This is a genomic window from uncultured Formosa sp. (assembly GCF_947500765.1).
Classification (GTDB): Bacteria; Bacteroidota; Bacteroidia; order Flavobacteriales; family Flavobacteriaceae; genus Formosa.
In genome coordinates this window covers 332,588-345,224 of the sequence record NZ_CANMTH010000001.1, presented here as the reverse complement: position 1 = coordinate 345,224, position 12,637 = coordinate 332,588, and the positions used below count along the sequence as shown (strand labels likewise).

The following is a 12,637-nucleotide window of genomic DNA, read 5'->3' as shown; positions in this document are numbered from 1 at the left end:
ATAATACTATTCAGTTTATGCATAAACGTTATGGCATTTGCGCAAGAAGGGCCAGTCTCCTTTAGCCTAAATGAAGCTATAGATTATGCATTAACAAATAATAGAACTGTAAAAAATGCAATTAAAGATATTGAAATTGCAGAACAAAAAAAATGGGAAACAACAGCAACGGGTTTACCACAAATTAATGCAGATATAGATTACCAAAACTGGTTAAAACAACAAGTATCTTTAATCCCTGCTGAGATTTTTGGAGGAGATGCAGGCACATTTATCCCTGTAGAATTTAACACAAAACAAAACATAGGAGCCACAGCAACGCTAAGCCAATTATTATTTGACGGATCGTATTTAGTAGGTTTACAAGCGTCTAAAGTGTATTTAGAAATTTCTAAAAACTCTAAAGTCAAAACCGATCTTGAAATAAGAAAAGCAGTGATTAATGCCTACGGAAACGTATTATTATCTGAAGAAAGCCTGAAGATTTTACAAAGTAACAAAGAGATTTTAGAATCTAATTTATATGAAATTCAGAAAACCTTTGAAAACGGATTAGAAGAAGAAGAAAGTGTTGAACAAATTAAAATTACACTTTCGGGGTTAGTTAGTAACTTAAACAACATAAAACGTCTAAATATTTTAGCATACCAAATGCTGAATATTACTTTAGGTATAGACATAAACACAGACACAACACTCACAGATACTTTAGAGACATTAAGTTTACAATACACTTCTTTAGAAGCTTTAGCAGCAGATGAAAACGTAGAAAACACCATAGATTACCGTATTGCTAAAAACGATGTAGAAAGTAAAGATTTGTATGTAAAATTAGCCATGAGTAAAGGTTTACCCACTCTTAGTGCTTATGTAAATGGTGGATATAACGCTTATGGAGAAGATTTCGGATTTGCAAACAACAATCAGAAATGGTACGCATCGTCTTTACTTGGCGTTAGTTTAAACATCCCAATATTTAGCTCGTTAGGCCGGTCGGCAGCAACACAACAAGCCCGAATAGATTTAGAAAAAGCAAACGAATCTTTAATCGAAATAGAACAACAACTAAAACTGCAAATAGACACTGCTAAAAGTGATTATCAATTTGCAATAGAAGATTACACTAACAAAAAACTAAACCTAGAATTAGCAGAGCGTATCGAGCGTAAAAATGAAGTTAAATTTTTTGAAGGCATCTCTTCTAGTTTCGATTTACGTCAAGCCCAAACACAGTTATATTCTGCACAACAAGAATATTTACAAGCTATGCTAGACATTATAAATAAAAAAGCAGAATTAGACGCCATCTTAAGCACATTAAACAATTAATAAGACCATTATGAAACACATATATACAATCGCAGCTTTAGCATTTCTATTAATTTCCTGCGGAGGAAAAGAACAAACCGTAGAACAAGTTTTATCTGAAGGCAACCTAGAAACCATACGCGCTAAACGTAGTGAAATAGAGAAAAAACAGGTCGCTATTAGTGAACAACTAAAATTAATTGATGAAAAAATAGCAGAATTAGACGATACTAAAAAACTGCCATTAGTAACAACCATTAAAGCAACATCAGAAAATTTTGTACACTTTCTAGAGTTACAAGGAAGCGTTCAAACCAAAGAAAACATTGTTATCTTTTCTGAAACTTCAGGAATTCTTCAAAACATTTATGTAAAAGAAGGACAACATGTTAACAAAGGACAACTTTTAGCAAGAATTGACGACGGTGGATTAGAGCAACAAGTGGCTCAAAGCGAAATTCAATTGGCTTTAACCAAAACAACTTTCGAACGTCAAAAACGTCTTTGGGATCAAAAAATAGGAAGTGAAATTCAATTTCTTCAAGCAAAATCCTCTTTTGAAGCACAAGAACAAGCAGTAAATCAGCTAAAAACACAATTAGCTAAAGCAGCAATTACGGCGCCATTCTCTGGTGTTATAGACGATATTATTACAGAACAAGGTAGTGTTGTTAGCCCTGGACAATCTCAGCTTATGCGTATTGTAAACCTAAAAAACATGTATATAGAAACCGAAGTTCCAGAAAACTATATTAAAAGTGTTGTAGAAGGTAAAGAAGTAAAAGTAGAATTTCCAATTTTAGGAACTAGCGTGAATACTAAAATTCGTCAGGCTAGTAATTTTATTAATCCTGCCAACAGAACTTTTAAAGTAGAAGTTGCGGTGCCTAATAAAGAAGAAAATATTAAACCTAACTTAACTGCTAAACTTAAAATTAACGATTACACAAGTGAAAAAGCATTATTAATTCCTTTAAGCATCATTTCTGAAAATGCTAACGGAGAGCAATACATTTACGTTATTTCTAATAGAAATGATAAAGGTGAAGCGACTGTAAATCGCGCCATTATAAAAACAGGAAAATCGCAAAATGATGTAATTGAAGTTTTAAGCGGTATAGAAGATGGCACCGAAATTATTAAAGAAGGTGCACGTAGTGTAAGAGAAGGGCAAACCGTTAAAGTTATTAAATATTAAGCCTAAACCATGACAAAACACAAAAAGCAAGTAGACAAAGAATTTGGAATGTCGACGTGGGCTATTAATAACAAAACCACGATTTACGTTATAATGGCTGTAATTTTCTATTTAGGAATTACCGCTTATTACCAAATGCCAAGAGAAAACTTTCCAGAAGTTGTAGAAACTAAAATTTACGTAAGTTCTATATACCCAGGAAACACTGCAGAGGATATTGAAAAGCTCATTACAAATCCTCTAGAAGACAAACTTAAAACTATAAGTAATGTTGTAGAAATAACATCTACATCTCAAGAAGACTATTCTATGATTATTGTAGAATTCGATGAGAGCATAAGCGTTGAAGCCGCCAAGCAAAAGGTTAAAGACGAAATAGATTCGGAAACCGCAGGTGAAGATTGGCCAACATTTAACGATGCAAAAGTAGAACCTAATGCTTTCGATTTAAACCTATCGGAAGAGATGCCAATTCTTAACATTAATATCTCTGGAGATTACCCCGTAGATAAATTAAAAGACTTTGGTGAATATCTTCAAGATGAAATTGAAGATTTACAAGAAATTAAGCAAGTAGACATTCGTGGCGCTCAAGATAAAGAAGTAGAAATTGCGGTAGACATTTACAAAATGATGGCTGCAAAAGTAAGTTTCTCAGATGTTATTAATGCCGTTCGTGGCGGAAACGTAACCATGTCTGCAGGAAATTTAATTTCTAGCGGTCAACGTCGTACTATTAGAATTTTAGGTGAAGTAGAAACCCCTGCAGAACTGAATAATTTCGTAATTAAATCAGACAATAATAATCCGATTTACTTAAAAGACATTGCTCAAATTTCATTTAAAGAAAAAGACAGAACAACCTATGCTCGCGAATTCGGTCATCGTGTAGTGATGTTAGATGTAAAAAAGCGTGCTGGAAAAAACATGGTCGATGCTGCAGAGCAAATCCAGCAAATAGTAAAAGACACCCAAGAAAATGTATTCCCAAAAGATTTAACAGTAACCATTGCTAACGATCAATCATCGGTTACCATTGGTCAAGTAGACGACTTAGTAAACAATATTATTTTTGGTATTATACTAGTAATTACTGTACTCATGTTTTTCTTAGGATTTAAAAACGCACTCTTTGTAGGATTCGCTATACCTATGTCTATGTTTATGTCTTTAATGATATTAAACTTCTTAGGTTATACCCTAAACACCATGATTCTTTTCGGATTAATTATGGGATTAGGAATGCTGGTAGATAATGGTATTGTAGTTGTAGAAAATGTCTATCGTTTAATGGAAGAGGAGGGCATGAGCAGGAAAAAAGCTGCAAAAATAGGTATTGGCGAAATTGCTTACCCTATTATTATCTCTACAGCAACAACTGTGGCGGCATTTATACCACTAGGACTTTGGCCTGGAGTTATGGGTAAATTCATGATTCTTTTACCAATTACACTATCAACCGTTTTAGGGTCATCTTTAATAGTTGCCATCTTTTTTAACTCGGTATTAGTTTCTAAATACATGACTATTGAAGATAAAGACATGCCTTTAAAAAATGTTATCGCCATTACAAGTATCATTTCTATAATAGGTTTGCTTATTTTAATATTCGGAGGAGATTACAGAGGACTTGGTGGATTAATGATTTTTACCGCAGGAATGCTTTGGATTTACCGTCTGTTTTTAAGAAAAATGGCCAATACATTCCAAACAAAAATATTAGTTATTTTTGAAAACTTTTACGAACGTGAATTAAGACGTGCATTAAGTAAAAAATGGCCTGCTTTTATTACTATAACAACATTTACATTATTAATATTAGCCTTTGTTGCCTTTGGTGCATCATTAAAATCTCAACGTACAAAAGTTGAATTCTTTCCAGACAATAAGCCGAATCAAATTATTGTTTACATAGAATACCCAGAAGGAACAGATATTGAAAAAACCAACGCTATAACCCAAGAAATAGAGAAAAAGGTATACGATGTTCTTGATAATGATGAATACAAAGATGGCGACTACAACTTTTTAGTAGAAAGTGCCGTATCTCAAGTTGGAGAAGGAGCCGGAAACCCACAAACAGATGGTGGTTCTGCTGCAGAAATGCCTCATAAAGCCAAGATTACAGCGTCTATGCGTGAATATAAATACAGACGAGGCAAAGACAGTGAATTATTGAGACAGAAAATACAAAAAGCATTAGTTGGGATTTATCCCGGGATATTAATTTCTGTAGAAAAAGATCAAAACGGACCACCTGCAGGATCTCCTATTAATATTGAAATTGAAGGCGATGATTATGCAGAGCTTATTGGAATTGCTCAAAGCATGAGAGACTTTATTAACCAGAAAAACATCCCTGGAATAGACGAGCTTAAAATTGATGTTAACAAAGGAAAACCAACTATGTTAGTTGAAGTAGACAGAGCAAAATCTGGTGAATTAGGCGTAAGCGCAAGTCAGGTTGGGCAGCAATTACGTAATTCTATTTTCGGTAGCAAAGCAGGTGTATATAAAGAAAATGGAGACGATTACGATATCTATGTACGTTTTAATGAAGACAACAGATATAATATTAGTGCCATTTTTAATCAGAAAATGACATTTAGAGACAACACAGGACAAATTAAAGAAATCCCTGTCTCTGCCGTAGCAAAACAAAGTAACACCTCTGGATATAGCGCCATTAAACACAAAGACACTAGACGTGTAGTAACCGTGTATTCTGCCTTATCTCCTGGTTTTACAGATGCAGCTGCCATTGTTAATCAAATTCAGAATGAAATGAAAACATTCGAAAATCTACCTGCAGGCATCAATATAGATTATACGGGTCAGATTGAGGAACAAAACAAACAAATGGCCTTCTTAATAGGAGCCTTCTTTACTGGATTAGCACTTATATTTTTCATCTTAATATTCCAATTCAATTCTATTTCAAAACCAGGAATTATCATGTTAGCGATTTTCTTAAGTTTTATTGGAGTTTTTGGTGGACTTGTAGTTACCGGAGACGCTTTCGTAATCATGATGACTATGATGGGAATTATCTCTCTTGCTGGTATTGTTGTAAATAATGGTGTAGTACTTTTAGATTACGCCCAACTCCTTATAGACAGGAAGAAAATTGAACTAGATATAGATGATGATGAATATTTAAGTCGAGAAGATTTATATGAATGTATTGTTCGCGCAGGAAAAGCCCGTTTACGTCCTGTATTATTAACAGCAATTACAACTATTCTAGGCCTAGTACCGTTAGCTATTGGTTTAAACATTAACTTCTTTACCTTGGTTAAAGATTTTAATCCTAATATATATATAGGAGGAGATAACGTTGTATTCTGGGGACCTTTAGCTTGGACTGTAATCTACGGGTTGTTAGTAGCAACATTCCTTACCTTAATTGTTGTTCCTGTATTTTTCTACTTAACCTCACTATTTAAAATGTGGTTATCAGAAAAACGAATTGTAAAAGTAGCAGACTAACAATAAAGACACATTACATAAATTAAAAATCCGGAACGTTATACTCCGGATTTTTTTGTTTATAATTAACAATACAATTCATTTAGTCACACAAAACCAAACTAATACAATCTAAAAACATTATTTAATGTATTTACAAACCATAAATTAAATACAGTTTATTAGAATTTATAATTCAACCCAACATTACATACATCAAGGGATTTAATTTTAAAAATTGATTTTTCATATCAAAACACGGTCAAAAACATAATTATTTAACAAAGTAATACAATTACAGATTGCTTAAAACAAAAAATATAACATCTATTATAAAGAATGTAGAAAAAATAGACGGCAATAAAGCGAATAACAACTATGGCAACCCAACGAAAAGGTTATAGTTAATATAACTAAAAAATCTGGAGTATAAAGCTTGGTAATTTTTAGTTTTTAATCATTTAACTTCATTAAATTTGCACATCAAAAAATTGAATATGTATAGAAGTAATAATTGTGGCGAACTAAGATCGTCTCATATAAATAACGAAGTAACACTTTCTGGCTGGGTACAAAAAGTGCGTGATAAAGGATTTATGGTTTGGGTAGATTTACGTGATCGTTACGGTATTACGCAACTTATTTTTGATGAAGAACGCACTCCAAAAGCCATGATGAGCCAAGCTCAGAAATTAGGTCGCGAATTTGTTATTCAAGTAAAAGGTACGGTAATAGAGCGCACCTCTAAAAACCCAAATATTGCTACTGGTGATATTGAAATTTTAGTTTCTGAACTAACCATTTTAAACAGCGCACTACTTCCTCCATTCACTATTGAAGACGAAACGGATGGTGGAGAAGAATTACGTATGAAATATCGTTACTTAGATATTCGCCGTAATCCAGTTAAAAATAATTTAATTTTTCGTCATAAAGTAGCTCAAGAAGTTAGAAATTTCCTTTCTAATCAAGACTTTATTGAAGTAGAAACACCATACTTAATTAAATCTACTCCAGAAGGCGCTCGTGATTTTGTTGTGCCATCTAGAATGAATCAAGGGCAGTTTTATGCTTTACCACAATCGCCTCAAACCTTTAAGCAATTGCTTATGGTTGGAGGAATGGATAAATATTTTCAGATTGTAAAATGTTTCAGAGATGAAGATTTACGTGCCGACAGACAGCCAGAGTTTACTCAAATTGACTGTGAAATGGCCTTTGTAGAGCAGGACGATATTTTAGATGTATTTGAAGGCTTAACACGTCACTTACTTAAAGAAGTAAATGGTGTAGAGGTTAAAAAGTTTCCGAGAATGCTTTACGACGATGCGATGCGTTTATATGGAAACGATAAACCAGATATCCGTTTCGGAATGGAATTTGGAGAATTAAATGCAGTAACACAACATAAAGATTTTAAAGTTTTTAATGATGCAGAATTAGTTGTTGGTATTGCTGTTCCTGGCGGAAACAGTTATACTCGTAAAGAAATAGATAAATTAATCGAATGGGTTAAGCGTCCGCAAGTTGGTGCTTTGGGAATGATTTATTCTCGTTGTAACGACGATGGATCGTTTAAATCTTCAGTAGATAAATTTTACAACCAAGACGACTTAGCTAAATGGGCAGAAGTAACAAACGCTAAAGCAGGCGATTTAATTTGTGTGCTTTCTGGACCAACAAATAAAGTACGTGCACAGTTAAGCGCTTTACGTATGGAAATCGCAGACCGTTTAGGATTAAGAGATCCTAAAGTATTTGCTCCGTTATGGGTCATGGACTTCCCGCTTTTAGAATGGGATGAAGATACAGAGCGTTACCATGCTATGCACCACCCATTCACATCTCCAAAACCAGGTCAATTAGAATTGTTAGACACTAATCCAGGAGAAGTAAAAGCCAATGCTTACGATTTAGTTTTAAATGGTAATGAAATTGGAGGAGGATCTATTCGTATTCACGATAAGGCAACACAAGCTATCATGTTAAAACATCTAGGTTTCTCTGAAGAAGATGCCAAAGCACAATTCGGATTCTTAATGGATGCATTTGAATATGGAGCACCACCACACGGAGGTATTGCTTTTGGTTTAGACCGTTTAGTTGCCATCTTAGGCGGACAAGAAACTATTCGTGATTTTATCGCATTCCCAAAAAACAACTCAGGTCGAGACGTCATGATTGATGCACCTGCGAAAATAGACGATTTACAACTACAAGAGTTAAGCCTAAAATTAAATATTAAATCATAAAACTAAAATCTAAAATCCCGCTCCTGCGGGATTTTTACACCTAAATATGCCAACACAAAAAAAATCTTTACTTACAAAATTCTTGCTTTGGAAAACAAAGCATGTTGGACATAGAAATTTCGTATATATTTTAAGCATAGTGGTTGGCTTAATAGCCGGTTTAGGTGCAGTAATTCTTAAAAACACTACCCACTTTATTCAACATTTAATGGAGACTAAAGTGGTTAGTAATTATCATCACCCATTTTATTTTTTATTCCCTCTTGCAGGTTTAACCCTAACATATTTAGTTAAAAAATATGTTATTAGACAAGAATTTGGTCATGGTATTCCGGCTACGCTTCGTGCAATTGCGAAGAAAAAAGGAATCATGAAACAGTTTCAAATGTTTTCCGCATTACTTACAGCGCCACTAACAGTTGGTTTTGGAGGGTCGGTGGGTCTAGAAGGACCAACTGTATCTACCGCAGCGGCTATTAGCTCTAATATTTCTAGATTATTTCATACCAACCAATCTACACGTACCTTATTAATTGGTTGCGCTGCAGCTGGTGCAATATCTTGTATTTTTAAAGCTCCTATTGCCGCTATTGTATTTGCTATTGAAGTCTTTAGTTTAGACTTAACTTTAATCTCATTATTACCTTTACTTATATCATCTATTTCTGGGGTATTATTATCTTATTTATTTTACGGAACAGACACCATTTTACCTTTTGAATTAGTTGATCAATTCACACTTAGTCAAGTACCATATTTTATAGTCTTTGGTGTTTTAGCAGCACTCACATCTATATACTTTACTAAGATATACGCTTATTTTCACGATTTTTTTCACGACATTAAATCCCCAATAAAACGTTTACTTATTGGAGGCACCGGTCTAGGTATAATTGTATTTTTTATTCCTCCGCTTTATGGTGAAGGATTCGAGGTTATAAACAATATGGTTACTGGCAATTTTCAAGAAGTGGTAACCAACAACTTTATGCATATAGATATTACTAATAATTGGGCTATTATAGCTTTACTTATTGGCTTAGTTTTATTTAAAGTTATCGCAACATCTTTAACTTTTGGAGCTGGAGGTATTGGAGGTATTTTCTCTCCTAGCCTATTTATGGGCTCTGTATTAGGATTTGGATTTGCTAGATTTGTTAATACTTTAGATGTGTTTAAAATACACTTATCTGAAAGTAATTTTACCCTGGTTGGCATGGCAGGAGTATTAGGAGGGGTATTACAAGCACCACTTACTGCTATTTTTTTAATTGCAGAATTAACAGGTGGTTATAAACTATTCATTCCTTTAATGATTACAGTTGCGATTTGTTTTGCAGTAACTAAATACTTTTTACCATATTCTGTGTATAGTATGGCTTTAGCAAGACAAGGCGATTTAATTACTCACGATAAAGATCAGGCCGTCTTAACCTTAATGAATATTGAAAATTTAATCGAAACAAAATTTGTAAAGGTTAGTCCAAATATGACTTTAGGTGATTTGGTACACAAAGCCGTTGTAAAATCTAATCGAAATATTTTTCCTGTTATTAGTGAAAAATCAGGAAGAATTATAGGAATAATACTTTTAGATGATATTAGACCAATTATGTTTGACCAAACATTATATGATGAAGTTGTAGCAAGAGATGTAATGCAGGCACCTCCAGAAATTATAGATATTAACAAAGATAGAATGAAAGATATTATGAAGAAATTTCAAGACTCAAGCGCTTGGAACCTTCCAGTAGTTAGAGATGAAAAATACATTGGTTTCATTTCAAAATCTAAACTACTTACAGCTTACCGTCGTCAGCTTATTAATTTTACGAGTTAACATGAAAAACCTAATTGTTATTTTAGCCGTTCTCGCATTCGGAAGCATTCTTTCTGGCTTTTTTATAGACGTCTCATATTCAGAAAAACTAATTGGATTTGGGGTTGTTGGTCTATTTTTAGTTGTGTTTCCTTTATTTTCTTATTACAGATGGAAAGATAAAGATGTTAGAGACTACATGCTAACCAAAGAAAATCTAGAGAAAATGAGAGATAAGGAAGGTGACAAGAGAAAACTTTAATTCAGATTTCGTTTTTCAACAAAAAAGCGCTTCATTAACACCGATGCTTCTTCAGCCATTACACCTCCTCTTACAATGGTTTTAGGATGTAATTTTGTGTTCAAATTAATACAACCACGATTTTCATCTCTAGCACCATAAACAATATTAGAAATCTGACTCCAATACAAAGCACCTCCGCACATTTGGCAAGGCTCTAAAGTCACATATAACGTACATTTTTTAAGATATTTTCCGCCAAGGTAATTTGCTGCTGCAGTTATAGCCTGCATTTCAGCATGTGCCGTTACATCTGTCAAGGTTTCGGTTAAATTATGCGCTCTAGCAATTATCTTATTATCAATTACAATTACGGCTCCTACGGGAATTTCACCTTTATCAAAAGCCACCTCAGCTTCTTGTAAAGCCTTCTTCATAAAATAAGTATCATCAAAAATATTTTCCATAATGTAAAAATACAATTTCAAAACGTACATTTGTAATCGCATGAGACAATTACTACAAGAAATAGATTCCCCTGAAGATCTTCGCAAAATAGCAAAAGACCATTTACCTTTTTTAGCAAAAGAATTACGCGATTTCATTATTGAGATTGTAGCTACAAAAGAAGGACATTTAGGAGCAAGCTTAGGCGTAGTAGAACTTACAATTGCTCTGCATTATGTATTTAATACGCCAAACGATATTTTAATTTGGGATGTTGGCCATCAGGCATATGTGCACAAAATTTTAACCGAGCGAAAAGCCTTATTCGATACCAACAGACAATTAGGAGGTTTAAGTGGGTTCCCTAAACGTGATGAAAGTAAATATGATGCTTTTGGAGTAGGCCATTCATCTACATCTATTTCTGCAGCTTTAGGTATGGCTATTGCCTCTAAACTTAAAGGCGATTTTAACAAACAACATATTGCGGTAATTGGAGATGCATCTATTGCCAGCGGAATGGCTTTTGAAGGCCTTAATCATGCGGGCGTAACAGATACCAATTTACTTGTTATTTTGAATGATAATGCTATTGGAATAGATCCAAGTGTTGGTGCTTTAAAAATGTATTTAACCAACGTTAAAAAAGGAACTCAGAAACAAGATAATATTTTTGAAGCCTTAAATTTTAATTATTCTGGTCCAATAGATGGTCACGATTTACCAAAAGTAATTTCAGAGTTAGAACGTTTAAAAACAGTTCCCGGACCTAAGTTTCTTCACCTTATCACCACAAAAGGAAAAGGTTTAAAGCAAGCCGAATTAGATCAGGTTAAATATCATGCTCCGGGTAAATTTAATGCCAAAACAGGCGATTTACTCGCAAAGTCGACTACCATATTACCTCCAAAATTTCAAGATGTATTTGGACATACTATTGTTGAATTGGCCAAAACTAATGAAAAAATTATAGGAATTACACCTGCAATGCCAACAGGAAGCTCTCTAAAACATATGATGGAAGAATTCCCTGAACGTGCTTTTGATGTTGGTATAGCCGAGCAACATGCCGTTACACTATCTGCAGGATTAGCAACACAAGGTTTTATGCCGTTTTGTAATATTTATTCTACGTTTTTACAACGTGCTTACGATCAGATAATTCATGATGTAGCGCTTCAAAATCTACCAGTTATTTTTTGTTTAGATCGTGCTGGATTGGTTGGAGAAGACGGAGCTACACATCAGGGCGTATTCGATTTAGCCTATTTACAGTGCATTCCAAACCTTATTATTTTTGCTCCTAGAAATGAAATTGAATTACGCAATATCATGTACACGGCACAATTAGGATTAAAACACCCCATTGCAATTCGTTATCCGCGTGGTCGAGGTCGAGAACTGAATTGGAAACAGCCTTTTTCAACATTAGAAATAGGAAAAGGAGAAACAATTAAACTAGGTCGTAAAATTGCCGTTTTAAGCATTGGTACGATGGCTTATACTATTGAAGACGCATTAAATATATTAACTCCTGACCAACAAAATAACATCGCTGTATTTAATATGCGTTTTATAAAACCTTTAGACGAGACTCTGCTACATACTATTTTAAGCACCTATTCTAAAGTATTTACTATTGAAGACGGTACTATTTTAGGTGGTTTTGGAAGTGCAATTATCACTTTTGCAGCAAAACACAATTACAATACACCTATTGAAATACTTGGTATTCCCGATGTATTTATTGAACACGGAACTGTAGCACAACTTCAAAAATCGTTAGGGCTTGATGCAGAATCTTTAGCTAAATTGTTTATAACAAACATTTAATCAATCTTATTTTTACATTATAATAGGACCAAAAAAAAAGAGTAACGCTTGGCGTTACTCTTTTCAATTAT

The 12,637-nt window shown here is 33.8% G+C and carries 8 protein-coding genes; 7 read left to right on the top strand and 1 reads right to left on the bottom strand.

What is annotated here, in order from left to right; translation table 11 throughout:
• Positions 1 to 30: 30 nt before the first annotated feature.
• The 6 genes from Q1B05_RS01470 (at position 31) to Q1B05_RS01445 (ending at position 10,307) form a co-directional block, all read left to right on the top strand.
• Positions 31 to 1,329: a TolC family protein gene (locus tag Q1B05_RS01470; RefSeq protein ID WP_299776803.1), complete on the top strand. Its 1,299-nt coding sequence runs from the start codon at positions 31 to 33 to the stop codon at positions 1,327 to 1,329.
• Between the two features lie 10 nt (positions 1,330 to 1,339).
• Positions 1,340 to 2,506, top strand: a complete 1,167-nt coding sequence (locus Q1B05_RS01465) for an efflux RND transporter periplasmic adaptor subunit (protein ID WP_299776802.1) — start codon at positions 1,340 to 1,342, stop codon at positions 2,504 to 2,506.
• A 9-nt stretch (positions 2,507 to 2,515) separates the two neighbouring features.
• Positions 2,516 to 5,995: an efflux RND transporter permease subunit gene (locus tag Q1B05_RS01460; RefSeq protein ID WP_299776801.1), complete on the top strand. Its 3,480-nt coding sequence runs from the start codon at positions 2,516 to 2,518 to the stop codon at positions 5,993 to 5,995.
• 476 nt (positions 5,996 to 6,471) lie between these two features.
• A complete protein-coding gene (gene aspS / locus Q1B05_RS01455; protein ID WP_299776798.1) occupies positions 6,472 to 8,226 on the top strand; it encodes an aspartate--tRNA ligase in 1,755 nt (584 codons plus the stop codon).
• 46 nt (positions 8,227 to 8,272) lie between these two features.
• Entirely contained in the window at positions 8,273 to 10,066 is a 1,794-nt protein-coding gene (locus Q1B05_RS01450; protein WP_299776796.1) for a chloride channel protein, read from the top strand.
• A 1-nt stretch (position 10,067) separates the two neighbouring features.
• Positions 10,068 to 10,307, top strand: a complete 240-nt coding sequence (locus tag Q1B05_RS01445) for a hypothetical protein (protein WP_299776794.1) — start codon at positions 10,068 to 10,070, stop codon at positions 10,305 to 10,307.
• Here Q1B05_RS01445 and Q1B05_RS01440 read toward each other — a convergent pair.
• On the bottom strand, positions 10,304 to 10,753 hold the full coding sequence (locus tag Q1B05_RS01440; RefSeq protein ID WP_299776792.1) for a nucleoside deaminase: 450 nt from the start codon (positions 10,751 to 10,753) through the stop codon (positions 10,304 to 10,306). The two genes, Q1B05_RS01445 and Q1B05_RS01440, sit on opposite strands and share 4 nt — an antisense overlap.
• A gap of 40 nt (positions 10,754 to 10,793) precedes the next feature.
• On the opposite strand from Q1B05_RS01440, the gene dxs reads away from it, so the two are divergent.
• A complete protein-coding gene (dxs, locus tag Q1B05_RS01435) occupies positions 10,794 to 12,566 on the top strand; it encodes a 1-deoxy-D-xylulose-5-phosphate synthase (RefSeq protein ID WP_299776790.1) in 1,773 nt (590 codons plus the stop codon).
• Positions 12,567 to 12,637: the final 71 nt, after the last annotated feature.

What these genes read in the sequence shown, in the direction of transcription:
- Q1B05_RS01470 (WP_299776803.1), top strand. Translation starts at nt 31, where the DNA reads ATGGCATTTGCGCAAGAAGGGCCAGTCTCCTTTAGCCTAAATGAAGCT.
- Q1B05_RS01465 (WP_299776802.1), top strand. Translation starts at nt 1,340, where the DNA reads ATGAAACACATATATACAATCGCAGCTTTAGCATTTCTATTAATTTCC.
- Q1B05_RS01460 (WP_299776801.1), top strand. Translation starts at nt 2,516, where the DNA reads ATGACAAAACACAAAAAGCAAGTAGACAAAGAATTTGGAATGTCGACG.
- aspS (WP_299776798.1), top strand. Translation starts at nt 6,472, where the DNA reads ATGTATAGAAGTAATAATTGTGGCGAACTAAGATCGTCTCATATAAAT.
- Q1B05_RS01450 (WP_299776796.1), top strand. Translation starts at nt 8,273, where the DNA reads ATGCCAACACAAAAAAAATCTTTACTTACAAAATTCTTGCTTTGGAAA.
- Q1B05_RS01445 (WP_299776794.1), top strand. Translation starts at nt 10,068, where the DNA reads ATGAAAAACCTAATTGTTATTTTAGCCGTTCTCGCATTCGGAAGCATT.
- Q1B05_RS01440 (WP_299776792.1), bottom strand. Translation starts at nt 10,753, where the DNA reads ATGGAAAATATTTTTGATGATACTTATTTTATGAAGAAGGCTTTACAA.
- dxs (WP_299776790.1), top strand. Translation starts at nt 10,794, where the DNA reads ATGAGACAATTACTACAAGAAATAGATTCCCCTGAAGATCTTCGCAAA.